Origin of the sequence: Cellvibrio sp. PSBB023 (genome assembly GCF_002007605.1) — a bacterium.
In the GTDB taxonomy this organism is placed as follows: domain Bacteria; phylum Pseudomonadota; class Gammaproteobacteria; order Pseudomonadales; family Cellvibrionaceae; genus Cellvibrio.
In genome coordinates this window covers 1,673,268-1,698,089 of sequence record NZ_CP019799.1, presented here as the reverse complement: position 1 = coordinate 1,698,089, position 24,822 = coordinate 1,673,268, and the positions used below count along the sequence as shown (strand labels likewise).

The window sequence follows — 24,822 nt, the reverse complement described above, 5'->3', positions numbered from 1 at the left end:
TTGCGCCCCTGTGTTATTTACCCGCGTAGGTGTTGCGTCTCTCTGGACAAGAAAATTTATGTTAATCCATATTCCCGAGGTTTTAACCAAGCAACAGGTTGCTGAATGCCGTGCCCATTTGCAGGCAGCGCAGTGGGTTGATGGAAAAGCTACTGTTGGCCAACAGGGCGCGCAGGTAAAACGCAACCGCCAGTTGCCCGTGGATAGCCCCGTGGCTCGCGCATTAGGGGAGATGATTCTAACCGCGCTTTATGCCAACCCGCTGTTTATGTCTGCTGCCTTGCCACTGCGTATCGTGCCGCCCTTGTTCAACGCTTATTCTGGCGGCGAGCATTACGGATTTCATGTCGATGGCGCAATTCGCCTGGTTCCCGGCAGCAATCTCAGCTTGCGTACCGATGTCTCATCCACCTTGTTTTTGTCTGAGCCTGAGGAGTACGAGGGCGGTGAATTAATCGTGCAGGACACCTATGGCAGTCATGAAGTCAAGCTGCCTGCTGGTGATCTGATTTTGTATCCCTCAACCAGTTTGCATCAGGTGGCGCCTGTCACTCAGGGGGAGCGGGTGTGTAGTTTCTTCTGGACCCAAAGCATGGTGCGCGACGACTGGCAGCGCAATCTGCTACATGAGCTGGATTGCAATATTCAATCCTTGCGTCAAAAAGTCGGTGACAGCGACGAGATAGTCGGCCTTACAGGGCACTACCACAACCTGCTGCGACAGTGGGCTGAAATCTGACCAGGTTGATTCAGTTTTCTGCCAATAAGAATTGTTATCATTGCAAATGAAAATACTTATCGATAACATGCGCGCATTATTATTTTTTACGCATAATTATCGATAAGGTGAAAACAACCATGCAACACACAGGTTTCAAAACATCCCGGTTTTCTTTTCCGCGTACAGCCTCGTCAATGGTAGTGATGGGCGTATTGTTTGCCGCTTCCGGCGCTATTGCCCAAACAGCAGCGAAAGACGATGAAAAAGCAGCGCCTGTGTTGCAAAAAGTAGTGGTATCCGCGGCTGGTTTTGAGCAAAAAATCACTGACGCACCCTCCAGCATTTCGGTTGTGACCGCAGAAGAGCTTGCTGAGCGTCCTTACACCACACTGTTGGATGCTGTACGGGATCTGGAAGGTGTTGATGTGGGCGAAACTCGCGACAAAACCGGGCAGGGTACTATTTCCATGCGCGGTATGGGCGGGGACTACACGCTGGTATTGGTGGATGGCAAGCGCCAAAACAACCATGGAGATATCTACCCCAACAATTTTGGCGGCAACCAATTCGGGCATGTTCCACCGCTGGATGCTATTGAGCGCGTTGAAGTGATTCGCGGCCCGGCCTCAACCCTCTATGGCGCAGATGCCATGGGCGGCGTCATTAACATCATCACCAAAAAAGTGACTGATAAATGGCAAGGCTCGGTAAGTCATAGTCGCACCATCGAAACCAATGATGAATTTGGTGACGATATCACCACCGACTTTAATGCGATGGGGCCGCTGGTTCCCGGCAAATTGGGGTTAAGTGTGCGCGGCAGCTTCTACAATCGTATGGCGTCAAACCCAACCTATGACAGCATTATCGATCCTGCGGGTGTCGAGCGCAGCCGTACCTTGGGTTTTGGTGTGGGTGGGAAAACCGTCGATAATGAAAATCAGGCATTCGGCGCCCGCTTGTCCTGGACGCCGACAGACAACCAAAGCATTTGGTTGGATGCCGACAAATCAACGCAAGAATATGACAACACCCCGCGTTTGAATGACGCTGGTATATATGAATACCCCGTGGGCACTGTAGACAGCATTACCTCGGTATGGCGTACCGCCAGTGTTAATGGCGCTACCCGTGTTGCGCCGCAAGTAGGTTATAGCGAAACCCAGGAATTTACCCGCGACAGTTGGTCGCTAACCCATGAAGGCAAGTGGGGGTTTGGTAATAGCTTTGTGTCTTTGGCCCATGTAGAAACCGATAACCTTGGCCGCACCTTGCCATTTACAGTTGCAGAGCGCTTGCAGTTACAAGCCATGTGGGATGGTACGGGCATTTACAACGGGTTAACCGTTGCAGAGCGTCGTGCACTTGCAGAGCAAACTTTTTTACCGCGCCCCGAGCGCGTACTCAAAAGCAGCCAATACACCTTGGACGCCAAGTTGGATATGCCGTTTGAATTGGCTGGTCAGCATATTGCCGTGGTGGGCACACAAATCATTCAAGGTGAATTGGAAGATGGCGTCTTCGGTATGGAGGCGGGCACTCCCGGCGGTGTGCAAGAGCACAATATGTACTCGCTGTTTGCCGAGGACACCTGGTACATCATTGAGCCCTTTGCGTTGACTGCGGGTTTGCGTCACGACGATCACGAAGTCTTTGGCGATCATCTCAGCCCGCGTCTCTACGGTGTGTATACCCTGAGTGAGCAGTGGACATTCAAAGGCGGTGTGAGCACAGGCTTCAAAACCCCTAAAACTACCCAGTTATATGACGGTATTGTTGGTTTTGGTAATCAGGGCGTTTCGCCACAGTATGGAAACCCGGATTTGAAACCGGAAACCAGTGTTAGCAATGAACTGGCTGCCTATTGGCAACATCCGCAGGGTCACAATTTCAATATCACCCTGTTTAAAAATGAATTTGAAGACAAAATTGACTCCCAACCTTGCGGTGCTGGCACCAGTATTACTTGCTCCAATACCGGCGATTACGCTGAATTGGGTTACAGCACCAGCAATAAAACCGTCAACATCGACAAGGTTGTTATCGATGGCGCGGAGTTGGCAGGGCGTTGGCAAATCAACCACAGCTTTTCGTTGCGCGCCAACTACACCCTCACCGACAGCGAACAAAAAAGTGGCGTAAACAAAGGACGCCCGCTGGGTAACAGCGCCAAGCATATGGCCAACGCTACCTTGGATTGGAAAATGTCTCCTGTGTTTAACATCTTCCTCACGGCTGAGGCTCGCTCCAAGCGTTATCGCGGTGTGCATGCCATTACGGGTGAAGCACTGAATTTCAAAGATTACGAAGTGCTTCACTTGGGCGCGTCTTATAAAGCCAGCGAGTCCGTTACGTTTAATGCCCGTATCAACAACTTGTTTGATCGCGATTTCACTACCTATCAAACCGAGTTCCGCGATCTAAACAATGATGGCGACTACGACGATATTAATATCGGTGGTAGTGGTCGTAACGAGGCGCTGTATTTCGATGACTACAACAACAAAGACAAAGCCCGCAATGTGTGGGTTGGCGTTAACGTTCGGTTCTAATCCATGAGTTGGCGGATGAATGAAAATCTACTTGGGTAGTCTGCGGGAGTGGCATTGGGTTAGCTCGGCGATATGTTTAATCGGCATGCTGCTCTTTGCCATTACCGGCATAACTCTCAATCATGCAGCGCAAATAAAAGCCACGCCACAGGTTATCACCCAGGAGGCGCAGCTACCGGCAGACATTCTTTCTGCCATTGCTGTGCCGGGTGAAGACAACGCACCGCTACCACCATTTTTACAGCACTGGCTGCAAGATGCACAGCAAATCCACGTAGGTGAGCAGTTGGCGGAGTGGAGTGAGGATGAAGTTTATCTGTCGCTTCCGCGTCCCGGTGGTGATGCTTGGTTAAGCATTGATTTAACCAGTGGCGAATTGCTGTATGAGCGCACCGATCGCGGATGGATTTCTTATTTCAATGATTTGCACAAGGGGCGCAATACCGGTGTTGCCTGGAGTTGGTTCATTGATGTGTTCGCCGTGTTCTGCATTATTTTTTGTGTGACCGGTTTAATTTTATTAAAGCGCTATGCAAGTGGTCGCCCTGCCACCTGGCCCATGGTGGGTTTGGGGTTGGTTCTGCCTTGGGTATTGATCCTCTTGTTTATCCACTAATGACTATTTATTCGCTTTACGGCAACCGTCTCTATAACTATTTACTTTTAAGAAGGTGATTATGCGTGCGAGTTTGTTGTTTTCTTCCGTTTTACTGGCGGCCACTTTGTTGAGTGCGGTGTCTGCCAGCGCTAGCGATTTAACTATTTCAGTGGAAGTCCCCGCCTTGGATGTTGCGGAATATCACAAACCTTATGTATCGATATGGATTGAAAATGAAAAGGGCGAGAGCACCAATCTTGCGGTGTGGTATCAATTGGAAGAGCGTGGCCAAAAAAGTGATAAAGGTGAAGAGTGGCTGAAAGATATGCGCCAATGGTGGCGTCGTATTGGGCGTGATCTTGATATGCCGGTCGATGGTGTGAGCGGTGCAACCCGCGCACCGGGCAAGCACAGTGTCACCTTCACTGACGGTAAAGCACCTTTAGGAAAATTAAAGCGCGGCAATTATGTACTTTTAGTAGAAGCAGCACGCGAAGTTGGTGGTCGTGAATTGGTAAAAGTGCCATTTAGTTGGCCTCTGGCAAGTGAGCAATCAGCCAAAGGCAGCAAAGAATTGGGCGAAGTTAAATTAAGCCTTAACCCATGATCCATCGGCAATGAATAACAGGAGCTATACCATGAATAAATTTTTAAACACGGCACTCTGTGCTGCATTGGTTGTTTGTCTGCCCTTAACTGCACAAGCTCATCGCGCCTGGCTATTGCCCAGTGCCACTGTACTTTCCAGTGATGATGCCTGGGTCAGTATCGATGCTGCAGTATCTAACGATATTTTTCATGCTGACCATGCGCCTATGCGTGTTGAAGGCGTAGTAATTACCGCGCCGGACGGCAAAAAGCTGGATGCACAAAATGCCAGCCAGGGTAAATTTCGCAGCACGTTTGATGTGCAACTACCACAAAAAGGAACCTATAAAATTGCTGTGGCATCCAGCGGTTTGATGGCACGTTGGGAAACAGAAAGCGGCGAACGCAAAATGTGGCCCGGTCGCGGTGAGCGTGCAAACCCTGCCGATTTCGACAAAATGGTTCCCAAAAAAGCCAAAAATTTGGAAGTGTCACAATTCTCGCGTCGCATGGAAACCTTTGTCACTTCAGGTTCACCAACCAATACGGTATTGGCACCCAGCAAACAAGGTTTGGAGTTGCTGCCTATTACCCATCCCAACGATTTATTTGCCGGTGAAACTGCAAGTTTCCAATTCCTGATGGATGGTAAACCCGTAGCAGGGGTAAAAGTCACGATCATTCCGGGCGGCATGCGCTATCGCAATGATCAGGCGGCAATCGATGTGGAGTCAGATAAAAAAGGCGTCATTACAGTCACTTGGCCGCAAGCAGGAATGTACTGGTTAAGCGCGAATTATCGCGATGAAAAAGCCAAAAAACCGGCAACCAGCCGTGCAGGGAGCTACGTTGCAACGCTTGAAGTGCTGCCAGAATAATAGTGTGTCACCAAGGGTAGCGCACAAAATGTTTTCATACATGAGTTGATTGTTGTGCGCTACCTTGTCGCGAGCCTGCTAATACTTTCCTATTTACTATTTTGTTGGCTCTGCTGGCGCCATTACCAGCGCAAGCAGCCGAGTATTATTGCATCGAATAACGCAAGCAATCCGGCCGGTGATATTGTGATTGCCTATGCAAGTCAAACCGGTAACGCAAGACGGATTGCCGAGCAAAGTGCATTGCAATTACAGCAAGCCGGTAAGGCGGTAATCACCCTTCCGCTGAATCAGCTTACAGATACACAATTATTATCGGCAACACATCTGCTTATTGTTGCCAGCACCTATGGCGAGGGCGAAGCCCCTGATAACGCCAATCGTTTTATTCCGCGTAGATTGAATCGCTTGGGCGAAGGCTCGCTCCAGTCTCTTACCTATTTAATTCTCGGTTTGGGCGATTCACACTACACACATTTTTGCGGTTTTGCACAACAGTTGCATCATGGTTTGCATCACCGTGGCGCTCAGGCGATTGCCGATATGATTGCGGTGGATAAACTCGACGAAAGTGCACTTCGGCATTGGCAATATTATTTAGGCAAGCTTGCGGGCTCTAGTCATTTTGCGGATTGGAGCAAACCGGCGTACAGCGATTGGTTGTTGGTCGCACGTCATTGCCTGAATCTCGCAAGCCCGGGGGCACCTGCGTATCACTTGCAGTTAAAACCTGCGGTCCAGGCTATTAATAATCAAACCTGGCAAGCAGGCGATATTGTGGAAGTTGGCCCCTGTAATTCTATGGACCGCATTGATGTCTTTTTACAGCAACTTAATCGCCATTTGCCGCGAGAATCCCTGAGTGAAAAAGACCTTGATGTGAATGAGGCGCAGCTCGCGCACCTAAGGCAGTTATCTGACGACGCCTTGCTCTCTGAGTTGGCTGATTTAGGTCATCGCGAATATTCCATCGCGTCTGCACCGCAAGAGGGAACTTTGGATTTGGTCGTGCGCCAGGTGCAACTCGCCAATAATGAATTAGGTATAGGTTCCGGTTGGTTAACCGCACATGCGCCATTGCAATCGCTTATTCGGTTGCGTGTGCGTAGCAATCCCCATTTTCATTCACCGGCTGCGCAACACCCGCTCATCCTTATCGGTAATGGGACGGGTATTGCCGGGTTGCGTTCACATTTAGCAAACCCCGCGCGAGCAACAGGCAAGCATTGGTTATTTTTTGGTGAGCGCCATTATCTTGCAGACAATTTTTTTAATGCCGATATCCAGCATTGGCAAGAAACCGGTTTGCTCACCCAGGTTAATAAAATATTTTCACGCGATGCTGGCGACGGGCAGCGTGGCTATGTGCAGGACTTACTAATGCCCAATGCCGATGATATTCGTGCTTGGGTTGCTGCTGGCTCTGCTATTTTTGTGTGCGGCAGTTTGCAGGGAATGGCACAAGCGGTTGATGAGGCATTGGTCGCTATTCTCGGTGCTGAACAATTGGAGCTGTTGGCAGATCAGCAACGTTATTGCCGCGATGTGTATTAATTTCACCAGTGTGATTATCGCTATTCATATGGCGCACTCCATGGCGCTTGATCATTGTGAAACAAGTGTTAAAACCTGAACGCACCATGTTTGGCTAGCCCTTGGCGGGTTATACTCCCGATTGATTTTTTCTATCTGGAAAGTTCCTGTTTTCCCGTTAACGGATGCTATTTTTCATGGCTATGTCTTTATCGATTAAAAATATATTGGGCTCCACTCGTGGCATTATTTCAGCAGTGGTAATTGTGCTGCTGGTGTTGATTGGGCTTTGGCGCAGCGTCTGGGCAACCGATAGCGATGCTGTTATTTACACCACGGAAGCTGTGGTGCGAGGTGATATAGAAAACCTTGTCACGGCAACCGGCACATTACAGCCACAGGATTATGTGGATGTGGGTGCCCAGGTGTCCGGTCAGCTGGAAAAACTGCACGTTGACATAGGGTCGGAAGTGAAAGCGGGCGATCTGTTGGCTGAAATTGATGCAACCGTCTATGCCGCGCGGGTTGACGCAACACGAGCATCCCTGCGCACCCAGCAAGCGCAATTGCTGGATCGCGAAGCCCAGCTAACTTTGGCAAACATAAAATATGAACGTGAAAAAAATCTGTTCAAGGAAGATGCAACAACGAATGAATCCCTGCAAACCGCCGAAGCCAATTTGAAATCGGCGCGTGCGCAGTTAAAAGCGCTGCAAGCACAAATTGAACAAACCGAGTCCACCTTGCGTGTGGAAGCCGCCAACCTTAACTACGCCAAAATTTATGCACCTATAGATGGCACAGTTGTGTCTATCACATCGCGCCAGGGCCAAACCCTGAACACCAATCAAATGGCGCCTACCATTATGCGCATTTCCGATCTCTCCACCATGACGGTGCAGACGCAAGTATCGGAAGCGGATATTGGAAAATTGCGCAAAGACATGGCGGTGTATTTCACCACCCTCGGCAGCCAAGGGCGTCGCTGGTACAGCAAGTTAGATCGCATTCAACCTACGCCGGAAATTCTTAACAATGTTGTGTTGTACAACGCACTCTTTGATGTTCCCAATGAAAACCGGTTGCTGATGACACAGATGAGTACACAGGTATTTTTTATCGAGTCCCAGGCAAAAGATGTGTTGTTAGTGCCCATGTCCGCTCTCAGTTTCGCGCCAGCTCGCGGTGAGCGACCACCAGCCAATGCACCGCGCGGTGAGTTTCCTCCACGCGATAAAACATCAATAGATAAAACAATACCAGCAGGAGCAAATAAATCCGCTCGTCCCGGTATGGTAAAAGTCATGAAAGCCGATGGCCGCATTGAGGAACGTAAAGTCTTGGTTGGTGTTACCAATCGTGTACAGGCGCAAATTATTGAAGGGCTTGCCGAAGGTGAGCTCGTTATTAGCGGCAGTTCCCGTCCTACCCAAACAAAAGCGGCAGCAGGTATGGGCATGGGTGGCCCTGGTATGGGAATGGGTAGACGTTAATGAGCGAGCTTAGTGCTATTCAACCGCTGATCAAATTATCCGGCGTCACCAAAACGTTTCGCAATGGTGAAATTGAAACGCAAGTGTTGCACGGTATAGATCTGGAAATTTACCCCGGCGAATTTGTTGCGATCATGGGGCAATCGGGCTCGGGCAAATCAACGCTCATGAATATCCTCGGCTGCTTGGATCGCGCTACCAGTGGCGATTATTTTTTCAATGGGAAAAATATCAACGAATTGGGCACCGATGACCTTGCCCAATTGCGACGCGAAGCCTTTGGTTTTGTATTTCAAAGTTACAATTTGTTGGCCGGTGCAACTGCCAGTGAAAACGTGGAAATGCCGGCAACTTATTCCGGTTTGTCGCCTGAGTTGCGCCATGCACGGGCTACAGAACTACTGTCCAGCTTGGGCTTGCAAGAGCGGTTGCACCATCGCCCCAATCAATTATCCGGTGGCCAACAGCAGCGCGTATCCATTGCGCGCGCACTGATGAATGGCGGTCAGATTATTTTGGCCGATGAGCCCACCGGTGCGCTGGATAGCCACAGCGGTAAAGAAGTGATGCGCCTGCTCAAAGAATTGTCGGCACAGGGGCATACCATTATTTTAATTACCCACGATGCCGAGGTCGCTCATCACGCCCAGCGCTTAATTGAAATTCGCGATGGCGAAATTATTGCTGATGCTGGGCCTCGCATTCCCGTACAGCCCTTACCTGAGAAATCGGCATTGCGTGGTGAATCCACTGTTCGCAGCGAATTGTTTGAGGCGACCAAAACGGCGTTTCGCTCTTTGCATAGCAATGTGTTCCGCACAGTATTAACCCTGCTCGGCATAGTTATTGGTGTTGCATCGGTCATCACTCTCATGGCAATTGGCGATGGCGCTAAAAAATCGGTAGTGGAAAGTATCAGTGCAATGGGCAGTAATTTACTGCTGGTGCGGCCTGGTGGCCCCACACAGCGCTTTCGCTGGGATTCAGTCACGCTAGTACCGGAGGATGTGGATGCTATTGCCACGCTGCCAAATATTGCTGCTGCACTGCCGGAATTAAATGGTCAATTCACCTTGCGCTACGGCAATGTTGATCACACCACAGAAGTGAATGCCACTGCTGCACAATTCCCCACCGCTCGTAAGTGGGATGTTGCACAGGGCACTTTTTTCAGTGAAGAAGACGATAAAAATTACGCAACAGTTGTTGTTCTGGGCAAAACCGTCGCCACTAAATTGTTTGCCCAACAAGATCCAGTTGGTGAATTTATTATTATCAATAATGTGTTGTTCCAAGTGATTGGCGTGATGAGCGAGCGCGGCGCTGACCCCGGCGGCCAGGACCAGGACGATAAAGTATTTGTGCCGTTTAAAACTGGCAGTTTACGTGTTGTTGGTCAGCGCTATTTGCGCAACATTACTATTTCTGTGGATGACGAAAAAAATATGGCCGCTGTACAAACCCGTGTTCATGCCTTGCTAATGGAGCGGCATGGCACGGAGGATTTTCAAATTCGCAGTATGTCGTCGCTGATTGATATGGTTTCTGAAACACAAAATACCATGACGATTTTGCTGGGCTCTATTGCCGCCATTTCACTGCTGGTGGGTGGTATTGGGGTAATGAATATTATGTTGGTCAGCGTGACTGAACGCACCCGCGAAATTGGTATTCGCATGGCAACCGGCGCACGTACTCGCCATATTATGCAGCAATTTTTAATTGAGGCATTGGTGGTGTCGGCCCTGGGTGGTGTGTTGGGTGTGGCCTTAGGCCTGGGTGTGGCAATGTTGGTTGGTTATTTAGGGACCACAGTTGCTTATTCGTTGTCGCCTATCGTGATGGCATTTAGTTGTGCATTTTTAACCGGTTTGCTGTTTGGTTATTTGCCTGCGCGTAAAGCGGCCCGTCTTGATCCAGTTACCGCCTTGGCTACGGAGTAACCTATGCAACTGCTTAGCAAAAATATGCAACAGTTTAGTAAAAAAATGACATTAATATCTGTGGTCGTCATCTTGGCTGCTTGCAGTAGTACGCCGCCAGCTTCGCCGGATATTCACTATGCAGAGCGTTATTCTGTCTCTACCCATGGAACGGCGACACAGATTGATGCTGATTGGTGGCAGGCATTTTCATCCCCAAGGCTCAATGAATTAATGCAGCTCGCGCAGCAACAAAGTCTGGATTTATTAATATCGGCAGAGCGTGTGCGTCAGGCTGAATTGCAAATGCGCATTGCCAATGCGAGTTTGTTTCCATCCCTGACGGCAAGTGCATCTTCTGGTGAATCCCGCACCAGGGTTGACGGGCAGGGCAGTGAGCGCGGTGAGTCATCGCGCGCCAGTGTTGGCATTAGTTATGAGTTGGATTTGTGGGGTGGAGTGGCCGCAAGTCGCGCGTCTGCCAAGGCTGGTTATGAAGCGACACGCTACGATCAGGATGCGGCTATGCTCAGCATTAATGCCGCTATCGCCAGTGGTTGGTTTCAGTGGTTGGCACTGCAAGAGCGCATTACCACGGCACACAAAAATATAGCCATTGCCGAGCGTGTCCAGGCTATTGTTGATGCGCGTTTTCGCAATGGCGCCGCTACTGCGGCTGATGTTGCCCAGCAAAAAACCAATTTATTAACCCAGCGTGCCGCGCTGTTACCGCTTGAATTGCAAGCTCGCCAAACACAGTCGGCACTCGCTATTCTGTTAGGGAAAACGCCGCAAGAATTTGTATTGGCTGCCGATAACTTGCTCGCCATCACTGTGCCGCAAATTGCCCCCGGAACACCGGCTGACCTGGTTGCCCGTCGCCCGGATTTGGCCGCACGTGAAGCCGATTTGATCGCGGCGAATGCGAATATTCAAGCCGCCCGCGCTGCGTTATTACCCTCTATCGGTTTGAGCGCGAATGCAGGAAAAACGGCAAGCGAGTTGTTCGCATTGAATCCGGCAACACAAACTTCGGGCTGGACTATATCGCTGGCGCAAACCCTGTTTAATGGCGGGCGTTTGGTCAATCAAAAACGCTTGAGCGAAGCGCGTCGCGCGGAATTAATTTTGCAATACCACAAAGCGATTTTAACGGCATTGCAAGAGGTAGATAACGCTTTGGCGTCGGCAGATGTGAGTACCCGGCAGGAAATTAGCCAGCAAGAAATTGTGATTAATGCGGAGCGTAGTTTGCGTTTAACAGAGGCGCGTTATCGCGCGGGTACGGATGATTTGCTGTCGTTGCTAGATGCCCAGCGCAGTTTGTTTCAAGCACAGGATGCGCTGGTACAGCAGCGGCTGTCGCGCTTGAATGCGGCTGTGGATCTCTATAAATCCCTCGGCGGTGGCTGGTCGTTGGCAAAAAACTAATACACTATTTTTTTAAAATAAAATTGATCTACTTATAGGGTGACTTGGGGAGTTAATGTGAGAAACGGTCTATTCCAGATTCACTGGTTTCTGGGGATTACCGCAGGCATTGTGCTGGCGGTTGTTGGTGTTACTGGTGCGTTGATGAGTTTTGAACGGGCAATCATGGAACAGATTAGCCCGGACATTGTGCGAGTTCAGGTCAGCGGTGAGCGATTAACCCCGGATGCAATTATTGAGCGTTTTAGTGTTCATCGCCCGGATACGCGGGTTGAGCAAATTACCCTTTGGCCTGAAGCGGATCGCAGTGCGTTAATTCGTATTGCGCCGCCCGTAGGTGAGCGCCGTGGCGATGCCATTTATGTAAACCCTTACAGCGGCGAACCCTTGGGAAAAATCCACGGTGAACAATTTTTTCGCACAGTGCGCTCGTTGCATCGCTGGTTATTAATTCCCTTTGAACAGGATGGGATAAATATCGGCCGTCAAATAACCGGTTTTTGTGCATTGGCGTTGGTATTTTTTGCGCTCTCCGGGTTGTATTTACGCTGGCCTCGTCGCCCACTGAATTGGCGTAATTGGTTTCGTATCGATTTCAGTTTAAAAGGCCGCAATTTTTATTGGGCATTGCATTCAGTAATTGGTACCTGGGTGCTGGCCGTATATTTACTCCTGGCGTTAACCGGTTTGTCCTGGTCTTACGCCTGGTATAAAAATGGGTTGTCACAAATACTGACTGGCGAGCCTATGCAAGAGCGTCGTGGTCCCGGCGGTTTTGGCGGTGGGCCGGGCGGGCGCCCTGATGGCGGTGGCATGCCTGCTGTATCTCTGGATCAAGCGTGGGCGATTTTTGTCAGCAAGGCTGATGGCAATTTCAAATTTGCCAGTATCAGCCAGCCACGTTCACCCAAAGAACCAGTGGTGGTGAATTATGTAACGCCAGATGCAACCAATGATCGTCAGCGCAGTGTCATGAGTATTTATGCACATACGGGCGAAGTGGTTGCTGATGAACCCTACAAACCCATAGAACCCTTGGGAAAACGTATTTTTCAGGGCTTGTATGAATTACATACCGGTGAATGGTTTGGTACACCGGGTATTGTTATCAATATGATTGCATCGCTGCTGATGCCCTTATTTACGATCACCGGCTTTTTGCTGTATTTCGATCGTCGCAAGAAGAAAAAACAAAACAGGCAATCGGCAGCGGCTGTGGCGAGTGTGCATACGGATGCAGATTACTGGGTGGTCTATGGCAGCCAGACGGGTACCGCCGAGCAATTGGCATGGAATACTGCCACGATTTTGCAATCCGGCGGCCTTAAGGCGAGCGTGAAAAATATCGCCACCCTGGATAAGGATGCACTCACCACCGCGCCCACGATTTTATTTTTGTTGTCCACTTTTGGTGAGGGTGAAGCGCCGGATGCCGCGCGCGGTTTTGCCCGCAAGTTACTTAAAACCACGCTGCCGTTGGCTTCATTGCAATTTGCCATCTTGGGGTTGGGTGATAGACGTTATGCGGATTACTGCGCCTTTGCGGCGGCGGTGGAGCGATGGCTTCTGGCCAATGGTGCGCAACCCTTGTTTGAGCGAATCAATGTGAACAATGGCGATGTTCAGGCAATCCAGCAGTGGCAGCAACAGATTGCTTATTTAAGTGGTGTGGCAAGTGTGACGGCTTGGGCTGCACCGGAATATGAAGACTGGACATTGCAATCCCGTCAGCTCCTCAATGAAGGCAGTTTGGGGGCGCCTATCTATCGCGTTAGTCTGCAACCCGCGCGGCCGGGTAATACGCCCTGGCAGGCGGGCGATATTCTGGAAATACAGCCACATAACGATCCGGCGTTGCCGCATCGTGAATATTCCATCGCCTCATTGCCTACCGATGGCGTAGTGGATTTGGTGGTGCGTCAGGCCTTTAACGAGCAGGGCCAATTGGGGTTGGGCTCTGGATGGCTGACAGCATTCGCCACCGAGCAACAACGGGTGCGTGCGCGTATTCGTAATAACCCGTCGTTCCATGCGCCAGAGCAGTCATCTGCAGGGTTGCAGGCTCCCTGCATTTTGATCGGTGCCGGTACGGGCATTGCCGGTTTGCGCGCGCATTTGCATCAGCGCTATCTCAAAGACCAAACGGGTAATTGGTTGATCTTTGGCGAGCGCCAACGCCATTGCGATCGCTTGTTTGCGCAAGAATTGGATGCATGGCGTCAGTCAGGTTTCCTCAATGAATTGGATGAGGTCTACTCGCGTGATGGCGAAGGCTATGTGCAGGATCTACTGAAAACCCGACAGCAGCAGTTGGGTGAGTGGCTGGATCGCGGTGCCGTTATTTATGTCTGTGGTGGCATGGCGATGGGAGCGGGTGTGCATCAGGCGCTGTTGGATATTCTGGGCGAACATGAACTGCAACAACTGATCGATACCAACCGCTATAAGCGCGATGTGTATTGATTAACCCCAAAAAACGGCAGCAGGCTATTACTGGTTATTGGCTTGCTGTTGTAAGTACGTTTGTTTTTACACTGGCAGCTACAGTTTCTCTCGCATATACTCGCGCCCTTCCGTTATTAGCAGTATCCGAGCTGTTAAGCGGTTCGCCGGCGATTTACCATTGCCCATCATCACTATCATGTGACCTTTCGTAGGGGTCACCACTGAAAAGGATAACCAATGCCTGTAATTACTCTCCCCGACGGTTCCAAACGTCCTTTCGAAAATCCCGTCTCTGTTTATGAAGTGGCTGCTTCTATTGGTGCTGGCCTTGCCAAGGCGACACTGGGCGGTCGTGTGAACGGTCAGCGCGTCGATGCCCATGACCTGATCACAGAAGATGCAGATCTGGTGATCTTCACTCCGAAAGACGAAGACGGTCTGGAAATTATTCGTCACTCCTGTGCGCACTTGCTCGGTCATGCGATTAAACAGCTCTTTCCCGATGTGAAAATGGCCATTGGCCCCACCATCGACAATGGCTTTTATTACGACATCGACCTTGAGCAAAAGCTGACCGACGAGGATATCGCTCGCTTGGAAGCACGCATGCTGGAACTGGCCAAAACCGAATATGACGTAGTGAAAAAGAACGTCAGCTGGCAAGAAGCCTATGACGTATTCACCGCGCGCGGCGAGACTTACAAGTTGGAGATCCTGGATCGCGACGTGCCTAAAGATGCAACGCCGGGTCTATATCACCACGAAGAATACGTGGACATGTGTCGTGGCCCTCACGTGCCCAACATGCGCTTCTGTCTGAACTTTAAATTGATGCGCACTTCCGGCGCCTACTGGCGCGGTGACTCCAACAATAAAATGTTGCAGCGCATCTACGGCACTGCCTTTGCCGATGCCAAGCAGTTAAAAGCCTATTTGAATTTGCTCGAAGAGGCGGCTAAACGAGATCACCGCAAACTGGCGAAGAAATTTGATTTATTCCACCTGCAAGATGAAGCGCCGGGCATGGTGTTCTGGCACCCCAAGGGTTGGACGCTGTGGCAGCAAATCGAACAATACATGCGAACCAAACAAAATGATTGGGGCTATCAGGAAGTAAAAACCCCCATGATTATGGATCGCACCCTGTGGGAGAAATCCGGTCACTGGGAAAACTATCGCGACAATATGTTTACCACTGAATCGGAAAAGCGCGATTTCGCCGTGAAACCGATGAACTGCCCAGGCCATATCCAGATTTTCAATCACGGTTTGCGCTCGCACAAAGACTTGCCGCTGCGTCTGGCGGAATTCGGCTCTTGTCACCGCAATGAAGCGTCCGGTGCACTGCACGGCATTATGCGTGTGCGCGGGTTTGTGCAAGACGATGCACATATTTTCTGTACCGAAGAGCAAGTCGTCGCTGAGGTTGCTGCTTTCAACCAAATGCTCAAGTCGATTTATGACGATTTTGGTTTTACTGATATCGCCGTAAAACTCTCTCTCCGCCCTGAGAAATATGCTGGTACCTTGGAAACCTGGAATAAGGCGGAAGAGGGGCTACGTATTGCCCTGCGGGCTGCAGGTCTGGAGTGGGAAGAGCTTCCAGGCGAAGGTGCGTTCTACGGTCCGAAAATCGAATACCAAATTAAAGATGCACTTGGCCGTTCATGGCAGTGCGGCACCATCCAGCTCGATTATGTGTTGCCCGAGCGTCTGGATGCCGAATATGTCGCCGAAGATAACCAGCGTAAGCGTCCGGTGATGCTGCATCGTGCTATTCTCGGTTCCTTCGAGCGCTTCCTCGGTATTTTGATCGAGCACTATGAAGGTTCTTTCCCAACCTGGCTTGCCCCGGCGCAAGTGGCGGTGATGAATATTACGGATAATCAGGCCGATTACGTCAAAATGATCGAAAAAGCCTTGCGTGAAAAGGGCTTCCGCGTCATTCCGGACTTGAGAAATGAGAAGATCGGCTTTAAAATCCGCGAGCACACAATTCAGCGGGTACCCTACCTGCTCGTCATTGGCGATAAAGAGGTTGAAAATCAATCACTTGCGGTTCGCACAAGGGACGGACAAGATTTGGGTGTAATGAATCTGGAAGCTTTCATCGCGCACTTGACCGCCGATATAGCGCGTCGAGGCAGAAATATTTCTGCCTAAAACAGAGATTCTGGTTACCGACACGCATAAAGTGAAAAAGATTTGTTTCTATTAATTTATTGGAGATACAACTATCAAACGAGATAACGCTCCCGCGGCCAAAGGCAATTCTAAGAAAGCGCGGATCAACGATCAGATCGAAGCCAAACAAGTTCGCTTGATCAATGCAGAAGGTGAACAGGTCGGTATTGTTAGCCTGAGTGATGCACTTGCTCAAGCGCAGGCGGCAACGCTTGACTTGGTGGAGATCGTTGCTGATAGCGATCCAATAGTCTGCAAGATTATGGATTACGGCAAGCATCTGTTTGAAATCAAGAAAACCAAAGCCGCTGCTAAAAAGAAGCAAAAGCAGCAGCTGGTGAAGGAAATGAAATTTCGCCCAGGGACGGAGGAAGCGGATTATCAAGTCAAATTAAAGGCTTTGATGCGCTTCCTTGAGCATGGGGACAAGGCCAAGGTAACGTTGAAGTTCCGTGGTCGCGAACTCGCCCACCAAGAGCTGGGGATGGAAATGATGCAGCGCATCGAGACCGATCTGGCTGAAATGGGCACCGTAGAGCAGGCTGCCAAAATGGAAGGTAAGCAGCTCACCATGGTGATCGCCCCCAAAAAGAGAAAATAGTCGGGCTTTTAGCTGCCTTGATTATTTATATTATTTACCTATATGTGTGGAGTTCTATCACATGGCAACCAAAGCTAAAGTACACAGTGGCGCGTCAAAGCGCTTCAAAAAGACTGGCGCGGGCTTCAAGTTCAAGCACGCTAACAAGAGCCACATCCTGACCAAAATGACGACCAAGCGTAAGCGCCAACTGCGCGGCACCAGCATCGTTGATGCAGCCGATGTACCACGCGTAAAACGTTTGTTCCGTGCTATCTAATAGCGCTTATTCAGAATTTTGAGAGGATTGAAATATGGCCCGTGTTAAGCGTGGTGTAGAGGCGCGTCGTCGTCACAAGAAAGTATTAAAAGCTGCTAAAGGTTACTACGGTGCACGTTCGCGTACTTTCCGTGTTGCCAAGCAGGCAGTTATCAAAGCCGGTCAATATGCTTACCGCGATCGTCGCGTTAAAAAGCGTAATTTCCGCGCTCTGTGGATCACTCGTATCAACGCCCAATCTCGCGCTGAAGGCTTGACCTACAGCCAATTGATTGCTGGCTTGAAAAAGGCGAGCATCGTTCTCGACCGTCGTGTACTGGCTGACTTGGCTGTATACGACAAAGCGGCATTTGCTGCTGTTGTTGCGAAGGCTAAATCAGCTCTGGCTGCTTAATCGTCCAACAACCTCAAACCCGCAAGGGTTTGTGTGAACGCGATGAAAAGGGGAGGAGCTTTGGTTCCTCCCTTTTTTTATGTTCAAGATGAATGGTATGCCGCAGTGCATGGATGTGCAGGTGCGGTTTTCCTGAGGCGAAAGCAAGCGCCCGAAACATAACCTGTTCGACTCATTCGTGACCTATTCAAATTGGAAAAGCAGATGGAAAATCTCGCTGCGCTTACCCAAGAAGCGCTCAAAGCCGTTAATGATGCTCAGGATCTTGCTGCACTGGATTCTGTGCGTGTGGATTATCTGGGTAAAAATGGCAGTATCACATCGCTGATGAAAACCCTTGGCAAGTTGTCGCCAGAAGAGCGGCCAGCGGCGGGGGCTGAAATTAATAAAGCCAAAGATGCGGTACAAGAAGCCTTAAATCGGTGCAAGCAATTACTGGAGCAAGCAGCGATTGATGCAAAGCTTGCCAATGAAGTTATCGATGTGACCTTGCCTGGTCGCGGTCAGCATACCGGTGGTTTGCATCCGGTCACCCGTACATTACAACGCATCGAAGAAATTTTTTCCGCTGTGGGTTACAGCGTTGAAGTCGGCCCGGAGATTGAGGACGACTACCACAACTTTGAAGCGCTCAATATTCCCTCCCATCACCCCGCCCGGGCGATGCACGATACTTTCTACGTGGATGATACCCATGTACTGCGTACCCACACCTCGCCGGTGCAGGTGCGTACTATGGAAAACAAAAAGCCACCTATTCGGGTAATCTGCCCTGGCCGCGTTTATCGCTGTGATTCTGATGTAACCCACTCACCCATGTTCCATCAGGTCGAAGGGTTGGTGGTTGACAAAAATATCAGCTTCGCTGATCTCAAGGGCACCATGGATCAATTCCTGAAAGCGTTCTTTGAGGCTGATGTCCCTGTGCGTTTCCGTCCCTCTTATTTCCCATTTACTGAACCCTCTGCCGAGATGGATATTCAATGCACGCAATGCCGCGGTAAAGGCTGTCGCATGTGCAAAAACACCGGTTGGTTGGAAGTCGGTGGTTGCGGCATGGTTCACCCTGAGGTATTCAAATCCAGTGGGGTTGACCCGGAAACCTACACCGGTTTTGCCTTTGGTATGGGCGTGGAGCGTTTGGCGATGCTGCGTTATGGTGTGAATGATCTGCGTTTGTTCTTCGAGAATGACCTGCGTTTCTTAAAACAGTTTTAGCTTATATAGGTTGGGCAGTTATGCCCACACGAGCATCCTGCCGATTAGTGAATGCGGTAAAACAACGGTGATTGTTGGGCATAACAGTCCAACCTACGGAATAGATGAAATATGAAAATCAGTGAATCCTGGTTGCGTGAGTGGGTTAATCCAGCCATAGATACCGATGAATTAGTTGCCCAGTTGACCATGGCGGGGCTGGAAGTAGACGCAGTGGAGTCTGTCGCAGGCGATTTTACCGGCGTGATCGTGGGTGAGATTGTCGGCTGTGAACAACATCCTGATGCCGATAAGTTGCGTGTGTGTCAGGTAGCTGGCCTTGAAGGTTTATCGCAAGTGGTTTGTGGGGCGCCCAATGCGCGTGTTGGAATCAAAATCCCGTTTGCGACTATAGGGGCAAAACTGCCTGAGTTTGATATCAAGAAAGCCAAGCTGCGCGGTGTTGAATCTTTTGGCATGTTGTGCGGGCAAACGGAATTAAAAGCCGGTGATGATGATTCCGGTGTATGGGAGCTGCCTGCTGATGCACCGGTAGGGACGAATCTGCGCGAGTACCTCAATCTTGATGACAAGCTGATCGAAGTGGATTTGACCCCCAATCGCAGCGATTGCTTAAGTGTCAAAGGCATTGCGCGTGAGGTGGGTGTATTGAATCGTGCGCCTGTCGTTGCGCCTGCAATTCCTGCAGTGGCGGCATCTATTGCTGACAGTTTCCCCGTTCATCTTGAAGCGGGAGACGCGTGTAGTCGCTATGTGGGTCGTGTGATTCGCAATATTGATATCACACGTCCAAGCCCTGCGTGGTTGCAAGATAAGTTAGTCCGTTCGGGGTTGCGCAGTATTGATGCAGTGGTGGATGTGACTAATTACGTGTTGCTCGAGCTAGGGCAGCCAATGCATGCATTTGATTTATCCAAGCTCAGTGGCGCAATTCATGTGCGTTTGGCGCAGCAGGGTGAATCTATCCAGTTATTGGATGGACAGGAAATCAAACTCAATGACGACACCATGGTTATCGCCGATCAGCAAAAAGCCTTGGCAGTTGCGGGCATTATGGGTGGTAAGGAAAGTGCGGTAGGTGAAACAACACGTGACATCTTCCTGGAAAGTGCGTTCTTCAATCCGCTAGCAATTGCGGGCCGCGCCCGTTCCTATGGTTTGCATACCGATTCATCACATCGCTTTGAGCGCGGCGTGGATTACAGCTTGCAACTCGATGCGATTGAGCGTGCAACAGCATTGTTGTTGGAGATTGTCGGTGGTGAAGTTGGGCCGGTAGTGCATGTCGCCAATGAGCACTTGCCACAAGAGCGCCAAGTCAGCTTGCGCAAGGCTCGTATCCTTAGCGGCCTGAGTTTGGAAATGACTGATGACGAGGTCGTTGATATCCTTGCGCGCCTGGGGCTTTCCCTGTTGTCGCAAAACGCTGAAGGGTGGGTGTTTGTGGTTCCAAGTTACCGCTTTGATATTTCCATCGAAGCAGACTTGTTAGAAGAGCTGGCCCGCGTGTATGGCTACAACCGTTTGCCTACAAGAAGCCTTGCAGCACCTTTGGACATAGAGCCACACCCTGAAGCAAAAATGGGTTTGCCTGCACTGCGTAACCAATTGGTTGCCCGTGGATACCAAGAGGCGATTACCTATAGCTTTATCGAGCCAAAACTCTCGGCGTTGTTTGATCCGGAAGTGGCGCCAGTTGTGCTACGCAATCCGATCAGTGCAGATATGGCAGCAATGCGTACCAGTTTGATGCCTGGCTTGGTCAGCGTCTTGCGCAACAACCTTAATCGCCAGCAAAACCGCGTGCGCTTGTTCGAGTCTGGCTTGCGTTTTGTCCCCTCAGCAGATGGCCTGGCACAAGAAGCCATGTTAGCCGGTTTGATCTATGGCAGTAGGGCTCCGGAAGCTTGGGCCAATGGGGCTGAGTTTGTCGATTTCTTTGATATTAAGGGCGATGTAGAGTCCTTATTGGCATTGACTGGTGATGAGTCATCCTTCTCGTTCAAGGCTGAAAGCCATTCAGCACTGCATCCCGGTCAAACCGCCGCTATTTACCGCGATGGTGAGTGGCAGGGTGTCGTGGGGGCGCTTCATCCAAGCTTGCAGCAACAATTGGATATTCCCCAGTCAGTTTATGTATTTGAAATTCGGTTGAGTGCACTACTTAAGGCCCGCATCCCCGCCTTTACAAGTTTGTCAAAGTTCCCTGAAGTTCGCCGTGACCTGGCGGTACTGGTTGACCGCGATTTGGCGGCGGACAGCTTGGTGAATGCGGTTAAATCCCAAGCGGGTGAGCATCTCATCGACTTAAAGGTTTTTGACGTATATATCGGCAAAGGTATTGATCCACATAGAAAAAGTGTTGCAATGGGGTTGACCTTTCAGCATCCTTCACGCACTCTTAATGAAGATGAGATCAACGCCTCCATTGACTCGATTGTTCAGTATCTGGGGGCTAATTTTTCAGCCACCCTCAGATAGGGAATAATAACTATGTCGGACGGTGCTCTGACCAAAGCAGATTTGGCCGAGAAACTTTATGAAGATCTCGGACTCAATAAACGTGAGGCCAAAGAGTTGGTGGAGCTCTTCTTTGAAGAGATTCGCCACGCTTTGGAAAATAATGAGCAGGTCAAACTTTCTGGCTTTGGCAACTTTGAGTTGCGCGATAAAAGCCAGCGTCCTGGTCGAAACCCCAAGACTGGTGAAGAGATTCCCATCAGCGCCCGTCGAGTGGTTACTTTTCGTCCAGGACAAAAACTTAAGGCACGAGTAGAAGCTTATGTTGGAACCGAGTCATAACGACGAACTTCCCGTAATACCCGGCAAACGTTATTTCACTATTGGTGAAGTCAGTGAGCTTTGTGCAGTAAAACCGCACGTATTGCGTTACTGGGAGCAGGAGTTCCCACAATTGAATCCAGTCAAGCGTCGAGGTAATCGTCGCTACTATCAGCGTCAGGATGTTCTGACTATCCGCCAGATTCGCAGCCTTCTTTATGACCAAGGCTTTACTATTGGTGGCGCGCGTTTGCAGATGTCGAATGACTCAAATTCGTCTGACTCCAGCCAGCTTAATCAGTTGGTTGTACGTATGATTGATGATCTTGAACATTTGTTAGACTTGTTAAAAGTTAAATAACCTTAATGAACTGTTGGGGAATTGATCAGTTTGTATAACTGATGGGTAATAACGAATTACCTGGAGTTTTTAATAAAACGAATTATCAAAACTCTGATTGCATTAACAATAAATTAAGGTATTATGCCGATCCTTCGCGAAAGCAGGTGTTAATCGGCTGTCGTTTGAAAGATGTCGGAGCGTAGCGCAGTCAGGTAGCGCACTATACTGGGGGTGTAGGGGTCGTGGGTTCAAATCCCGCCGTTCCGACCAATTAGTTTTATAAAAAAGCCGCTAACAAGCGGCTTTTTTATTGCCCGAAGATTTTCTCTCCTTTCCTTCTTGTCAATTCTAGTGGCAGTCTTTTGTCAAAGTGCTACCATGCGCCTTTATTTTGTGTATCACTAACCCCGCATAGAAAATAAATAGAGGTATTCTCGTGGCAAAGCAATTAATGATTTATGACAATATTCAACCACTGTCATCTGAAATTCATCGTAACTGGTCGGTGTTGGTTGAAGATTATTCTTTTGTAACTCACATGATTTCAGTGCCAGTGTTGGCAACAGAGATTCCCTTTGCTTCAGCAGAATTCCCAATTGTTTTCTCGGCAACAGCCAATGAAGGCGAATACATCCCTCTGGCGATTATGGGGTTGAAAGAGGGTGAAAACCTGATTTTGAACGAAAAGAATCAATTTACTACACGCTATATTCCTGCATTCATTCGTCGCTATCCATTTGTGTTGGGTGGTGATAAAGCGGCTGACACTATGGCGCTTTGCATCGACGCTGACAGTGCCACCGTAATTAAAGATGGCAGTAAAGGGCGTAAGTTGTTTGAAGAAAATGGTGAGCAAAGTGCGCACCTGAAGGAAGTTGTCGAATTCCTGAAGGATTATCAATACCGTGCTGAAATGACCAAGGTGTTCTGCAAGCGTTTGCATGAGCTTGATTTGCTTGAACCTATGCAGGCAAATATTACTTTTAAAGGGCGTGAAGATGCCAATATGAACCTGATGGGATTCTATGTGGTTAAGCGCGAGAAGTTAAAAGCGCTCAGTGATGCGGACGCGTTGGATCTGTTCAAGAAAGATGGCCTGGAGTTGATCTATAGTCATATCCAATCTCTATCCAACTTGAATGTATTGATTAGCAAAAAGTCTGCTCAGCTTGAAGCTGCCAAATAATTAAGTTGTAGTCTGATACAAGGGCCGGAATCTTAATTGATTCCGGCCTTTTTTATTTCCAGTCGGGTATTCGGTTCTTTAGCGGTTCCGGTGGCGTGCTGCGAGTTGTTTTACTTTACGCTCGGCGCTGGAGAATGCATCGCGAACGGCAACATGAATGGATTCATCGTCTTGTGTGATGGCTACAGGGTGACCTTTTATATCCAGTTCGATAGAGGCGCGGTATTGTTTGCCTTTGTGTTTGTGTTGATGGGGGGCATCGAGTACGACGCGGCTGTGGACTATTTGGTCGGTGTAGCGGCTGAGTTTTTCGAGTTTCTTGGTAATGATGTCGTTGAGTGCGGCAGAAGAATCCAAATCACGATATACAACGTCGACAGCAGGTTTCATCGTAAAGCTCCTTAACGTTTATGTTGGGAGGGGGGAGTGTTTGGCATGCAAACTTCATCAACCCTCTCTTCTTATATTGATCATCCTCGTATAAATATCAAGTTTTCTTCTTCGTTTTATTAATAACATTTTGATCTCTGGTTTAGCACTTTGTGATCTTAGCAGCCATATAGTGTTTTGCTGCGATTGGGTGTGATCGTTTTTACCTTGCCCAGAGTAAAGAAAATCAATAGCTTAAACGCTAAATAATGCATGCGGTTATGGGAGGCTACTATGGCAAGTGATAGTTCCGCTAAAGAACGAGTATTGATAACCGGCGGCAGTGGTTTTATTGGTAGTGCATTGAGCCATAAGTTGGTTCATATGGGGTATGAGGTTTGGGTGTTAAGCCGCGATCCAGCTCGCGCCATGCTGCGATTGAACAAGCAAGTGCATGTAGTGCGGTGCCTCAGTGATCTTGTGGGTATAGCATTTTTTGCGGTGATTAATTTGGTGGGTGAGTCGTTGGGGGCCGGGCGTTGGAATGAGCAGTCAAAGCGGTTGTTCAGGCAGAGCAGGGTGGACTTTACACATGAATTGTATGGCTTTTTCTCATCACAGCGGCTTTTTCCTCAGGTGCTGATTAGTGCCAGCGCTATCGGTGTTTATGGCGATGCAGGTTCTGCTTTGCTGGATGAGGGGGCGCCAGTTGGTGATGATTTTGCGGCGCATTTGTGCCGTGATTGGGAGTCGGCTGCGCAACAGTTTGCAGCTCATTCTGTTCGTGTCTGCATTGTTCGTATTGGTATAGTTCTGGATAGTAATGGTGGCGCTTTAAAGCAAATGCTGCCGGCATTCAGGTTTGGCTTGGGTGGGCGAATGGGTTCTGGTGAGCAGTATATGTCGTGGATTGTTCGTCAGGATTTGGTGCAATTGTTTATTTTCTTGCTGCAGAATGATAAGGCGATTGGTGTGTTTAATGGTGTCGCACCTGAACCGGTAACTAATCGTGATTTTACTGCTTTATTGGCTGCACAGTTAGGTCGCCCGGCATTTCTGCCAATGCCAGCCTTTGTGTTGCGTCTCTTATTTGGTGAGATGGCTGATGCGCTGTTGTTGTCCAGTCAGCGAGTATTGCCGGTAAGGGCTGAAGGGGAGGGGTTTTCATTTGAGTATCCCCGGTTGCAGGGCGCATTGAATAAAATATTTGAAAAATAATGTATTAGTTCCCTTGAAAAATATTTGCGTATCCTTATTTCAGATGTGTGATGGCTCATTAGAGGATCACACAGTTGAAATGGCTTGATCGGTAGATAAGCCGCCACT

21 protein-coding genes and 1 tRNA gene are annotated in these 24,822 nt (G+C 49.4%); 21 read left to right on the top strand and 1 reads right to left on the bottom strand.

Translation table 11 applies throughout. The features are described 5' to 3' along the window. The first annotated feature begins 58 nt into the window (after positions 1 to 58). The 20 genes from B0D95_RS07595 (at position 59) to B0D95_RS07500 (ending at position 23,127) form a co-directional block, all read left to right on the top strand. Complete coding sequence (locus B0D95_RS07595) at positions 59 to 739, top strand: Fe2+-dependent dioxygenase (RefSeq protein WP_078043335.1); 681 nt, start codon at positions 59 to 61, stop codon at positions 737 to 739. Between the two features lie 119 nt (positions 740 to 858). Continuing rightward, a complete protein-coding gene (locus tag B0D95_RS07590; RefSeq protein WP_246841750.1) occupies positions 859 to 3,273 on the top strand; it encodes a TonB-dependent receptor domain-containing protein in 2,415 nt (804 codons plus the stop codon). Positions 3,274 to 3,292: 19 nt separating this feature from the next. Continuing rightward, positions 3,293 to 3,889: a PepSY-associated TM helix domain-containing protein gene (locus tag B0D95_RS07585; RefSeq protein WP_078043334.1), complete on the top strand. Its 597-nt coding sequence runs from the start codon at positions 3,293 to 3,295 to the stop codon at positions 3,887 to 3,889. Between the two features lie 61 nt (positions 3,890 to 3,950). After that, on the top strand, positions 3,951 to 4,478 hold the full coding sequence (locus B0D95_RS07580; protein ID WP_078043333.1) for a DUF2271 domain-containing protein: 528 nt from the start codon (positions 3,951 to 3,953) through the stop codon (positions 4,476 to 4,478). Positions 4,479 to 4,509: 31 nt separating this feature from the next. Then, positions 4,510 to 5,337 carry a DUF4198 domain-containing protein gene (locus B0D95_RS07575; protein ID WP_078043332.1) on the top strand — a complete coding sequence of 276 codons (828 nt, stop codon included), beginning with the start codon at positions 4,510 to 4,512 and terminating at the stop codon, positions 5,335 to 5,337. Positions 5,338 to 5,391: 54 nt separating this feature from the next. Then, positions 5,392 to 6,891, top strand: coding sequence for a sulfite reductase subunit alpha (locus B0D95_RS20795; protein ID WP_149867880.1), 1,500 nt, complete (start codon positions 5,392 to 5,394; stop codon positions 6,889 to 6,891). Between the two features lie 176 nt (positions 6,892 to 7,067). Then, entirely contained in the window at positions 7,068 to 8,363 is a 1,296-nt protein-coding gene (locus B0D95_RS07565; RefSeq protein ID WP_078043330.1) for an efflux RND transporter periplasmic adaptor subunit, read from the top strand. Beyond that, on the top strand, positions 8,363 to 10,306 hold the full coding sequence (locus B0D95_RS07560; RefSeq protein WP_078043329.1) for a MacB family efflux pump subunit: 1,944 nt from the start codon (positions 8,363 to 8,365) through the stop codon (positions 10,304 to 10,306). The genes B0D95_RS07565 and B0D95_RS07560 overlap by 1 nt, the downstream gene beginning before the upstream one ends. Before the next feature lie 3 nt (positions 10,307 to 10,309). After that, complete coding sequence (locus B0D95_RS07555) at positions 10,310 to 11,716, top strand: efflux transporter outer membrane subunit (RefSeq protein WP_246841749.1); 1,407 nt, start codon at positions 10,310 to 10,312, stop codon at positions 11,714 to 11,716. A 57-nt stretch (positions 11,717 to 11,773) separates the two neighbouring features. Then, positions 11,774 to 14,179: a sulfite reductase flavoprotein subunit alpha gene (locus B0D95_RS07550; protein WP_168172418.1), complete on the top strand. Its 2,406-nt coding sequence runs from the start codon at positions 11,774 to 11,776 to the stop codon at positions 14,177 to 14,179. Positions 14,180 to 14,398: 219 nt separating this feature from the next. Beyond that, entirely contained in the window at positions 14,399 to 16,324 is a 1,926-nt protein-coding gene (thrS, locus tag B0D95_RS07545) for a threonine--tRNA ligase (protein ID WP_078043327.1), read from the top strand. A gap of 73 nt (positions 16,325 to 16,397) precedes the next feature. After that, positions 16,398 to 16,946 (top strand): translation initiation factor IF-3, encoded by a 549-nt coding sequence (gene infC / locus B0D95_RS07540; RefSeq protein ID WP_078043326.1) that lies wholly within the window; start codon positions 16,398 to 16,400, stop codon positions 16,944 to 16,946. Positions 16,947 to 17,007: 61 nt separating this feature from the next. Continuing rightward, positions 17,008 to 17,205 carry a 50S ribosomal protein L35 gene (rpmI, locus tag B0D95_RS07535; RefSeq protein ID WP_007642209.1) on the top strand — a complete coding sequence of 66 codons (198 nt, stop codon included), beginning with the start codon at positions 17,008 to 17,010 and terminating at the stop codon, positions 17,203 to 17,205. Positions 17,206 to 17,239: 34 nt separating this feature from the next. Then, positions 17,240 to 17,599 (top strand): 50S ribosomal protein L20, encoded by a 360-nt coding sequence (rplT, locus tag B0D95_RS07530; protein ID WP_039913342.1) that lies wholly within the window; start codon positions 17,240 to 17,242, stop codon positions 17,597 to 17,599. A gap of 204 nt (positions 17,600 to 17,803) precedes the next feature. Further along, positions 17,804 to 18,817 carry a phenylalanine--tRNA ligase subunit alpha gene (gene pheS, locus B0D95_RS07525; RefSeq protein WP_078043325.1) on the top strand — a complete coding sequence of 338 codons (1,014 nt, stop codon included), beginning with the start codon at positions 17,804 to 17,806 and terminating at the stop codon, positions 18,815 to 18,817. A 111-nt stretch (positions 18,818 to 18,928) separates the two neighbouring features. Next, positions 18,929 to 21,298: a phenylalanine--tRNA ligase subunit beta gene (gene pheT / locus B0D95_RS07520; RefSeq protein ID WP_078043324.1), complete on the top strand. Its 2,370-nt coding sequence runs from the start codon at positions 18,929 to 18,931 to the stop codon at positions 21,296 to 21,298. A gap of 12 nt (positions 21,299 to 21,310) precedes the next feature. Next, positions 21,311 to 21,619 (top strand): integration host factor subunit alpha, encoded by a 309-nt coding sequence (gene ihfA / locus B0D95_RS07515; RefSeq protein ID WP_007642205.1) that lies wholly within the window; start codon positions 21,311 to 21,313, stop codon positions 21,617 to 21,619. Then, the gene (locus B0D95_RS07510; RefSeq protein WP_078043323.1) at positions 21,600 to 21,959 is read left to right on the top strand and encodes a MerR family transcriptional regulator; all 360 of its coding nucleotides are present in this window, start codon (positions 21,600 to 21,602) and stop codon (positions 21,957 to 21,959) included. Before ihfA ends, B0D95_RS07510 begins: the two co-directional genes overlap by 20 nt. Positions 21,960 to 22,134: 175 nt before the next feature. Then, positions 22,135 to 22,211, top strand: a tRNA-Pro gene (locus tag B0D95_RS07505). A 166-nt stretch (positions 22,212 to 22,377) separates the two neighbouring features. Continuing rightward, positions 22,378 to 23,127 (top strand): SapC family protein, encoded by a 750-nt coding sequence (locus tag B0D95_RS07500; RefSeq protein ID WP_078043322.1) that lies wholly within the window; start codon positions 22,378 to 22,380, stop codon positions 23,125 to 23,127. Positions 23,128 to 23,205: 78 nt separating this feature from the next. Here the strand turns inward: B0D95_RS07500 and B0D95_RS07495 are convergent, their stop codons facing one another. After that, a complete protein-coding gene (locus B0D95_RS07495) occupies positions 23,206 to 23,517 on the bottom strand; it encodes an HPF/RaiA family ribosome-associated protein (RefSeq protein WP_078043321.1) in 312 nt (103 codons plus the stop codon). 273 nt (positions 23,518 to 23,790) lie between these two features. Here B0D95_RS07495 and B0D95_RS07490 point away from each other — a divergent pair, with 273 nt between their 5' ends. Beyond that, on the top strand, positions 23,791 to 24,714 hold the full coding sequence (locus B0D95_RS07490) for a TIGR01777 family oxidoreductase (RefSeq protein WP_078043320.1): 924 nt from the start codon (positions 23,791 to 23,793) through the stop codon (positions 24,712 to 24,714). Positions 24,715 to 24,822 lie beyond the last annotated feature (108 nt).

Excerpts from the sequence above, each read along its gene's own strand:
- B0D95_RS07555 (WP_246841749.1), top strand. The coding sequence starts at position 10,310 with ATGCAACTGCTTAGCAAAAATATGCAACAGTTTAGTAAAAAAATGACA.
- B0D95_RS07590 (WP_246841750.1), top strand. The coding sequence starts at position 859 with ATGCAACACACAGGTTTCAAAACATCCCGGTTTTCTTTTCCGCGTACA.
- B0D95_RS07560 (WP_078043329.1), top strand. The coding sequence starts at position 8,363 with ATGAGCGAGCTTAGTGCTATTCAACCGCTGATCAAATTATCCGGCGTC.
- thrS (WP_078043327.1), top strand. The coding sequence starts at position 14,399 with ATGCCTGTAATTACTCTCCCCGACGGTTCCAAACGTCCTTTCGAAAAT.
- B0D95_RS07495 (WP_078043321.1), bottom strand. The coding sequence starts at position 23,517 with ATGAAACCTGCTGTCGACGTTGTATATCGTGATTTGGATTCTTCTGCC.
- ihfA (WP_007642205.1), top strand. The coding sequence starts at position 21,311 with ATGTCGGACGGTGCTCTGACCAAAGCAGATTTGGCCGAGAAACTTTAT.
- pheT (WP_078043324.1), top strand. The coding sequence starts at position 18,929 with ATGAAAATCAGTGAATCCTGGTTGCGTGAGTGGGTTAATCCAGCCATA.
- B0D95_RS07490 (WP_078043320.1), top strand. The coding sequence starts at position 23,791 with ATGGCAAGTGATAGTTCCGCTAAAGAACGAGTATTGATAACCGGCGGC.
- B0D95_RS07575 (WP_078043332.1), top strand. The coding sequence starts at position 4,510 with ATGAATAAATTTTTAAACACGGCACTCTGTGCTGCATTGGTTGTTTGT.
- B0D95_RS07580 (WP_078043333.1), top strand. The coding sequence starts at position 3,951 with ATGCGTGCGAGTTTGTTGTTTTCTTCCGTTTTACTGGCGGCCACTTTG.
- B0D95_RS07585 (WP_078043334.1), top strand. The coding sequence starts at position 3,293 with ATGAAAATCTACTTGGGTAGTCTGCGGGAGTGGCATTGGGTTAGCTCG.
- rpmI (WP_007642209.1), top strand. The coding sequence starts at position 17,008 with ATGGCAACCAAAGCTAAAGTACACAGTGGCGCGTCAAAGCGCTTCAAA.
- B0D95_RS07565 (WP_078043330.1), top strand. The coding sequence starts at position 7,068 with ATGGCTATGTCTTTATCGATTAAAAATATATTGGGCTCCACTCGTGGC.
- B0D95_RS07595 (WP_078043335.1), top strand. The coding sequence starts at position 59 with ATGTTAATCCATATTCCCGAGGTTTTAACCAAGCAACAGGTTGCTGAA.
- pheS (WP_078043325.1), top strand. The coding sequence starts at position 17,804 with ATGGAAAATCTCGCTGCGCTTACCCAAGAAGCGCTCAAAGCCGTTAAT.
- B0D95_RS07510 (WP_078043323.1), top strand. The coding sequence starts at position 21,600 with ATGTTGGAACCGAGTCATAACGACGAACTTCCCGTAATACCCGGCAAA.
- rplT (WP_039913342.1), top strand. The coding sequence starts at position 17,240 with ATGGCCCGTGTTAAGCGTGGTGTAGAGGCGCGTCGTCGTCACAAGAAA.